This is a genomic window from Propionibacterium ruminifibrarum, assembly GCF_900289195.1.
In the GTDB taxonomy this organism is placed as follows: Bacteria; Actinomycetota; Actinomycetes; order Propionibacteriales; family Propionibacteriaceae; genus Propionibacterium; species Propionibacterium ruminifibrarum.
This window is the reverse complement of sequence record NZ_OMOH01000033.1, coordinates 1-285: the sequence shown is the minus strand read 5'-3', so window position 1 is coordinate 285 and position 285 is coordinate 1. Positions and strand designations below refer to the sequence as shown.

Sequence of the window (285 nt, the reverse complement as noted above, 5' to 3'; positions counted from 1 at the left end):
GCGTGGACGGTTGGTTCGCCGATTGGTGTGGATGCGTTCATCATGATCTCGGCTTATTTGATGACGAGTTCTTTTGTGCGTCGTACTGAGCGGGGTCGGATGCCGTTCTTTGCGGAGCGGTGGGTGAATACGTTCAAGCGGTTGTTGCCGCCGTTGGTGGCGACTGTTCTGGTGGCGGTGGCGGTGTCGATGGTGGTGCTGCCGCGCACCAGGTGGGGGGAACTCATCACCCAGGGTATCGCGTCGGTGACGTATTGGCAGAACTGGCGGCTGGCGGTGGTGAGT

1 protein-coding gene is annotated in these 285 nt (G+C 60.4%); it reads left to right on the top strand.

Translation table 11 applies throughout. The annotated features are described in order from the left end of the window. Window positions 1-285, top strand: a 285-nt coding sequence (locus PROPJV5_RS12320) for a hypothetical protein (protein WP_420812738.1), incomplete at both ends; no start/stop codon positions are given.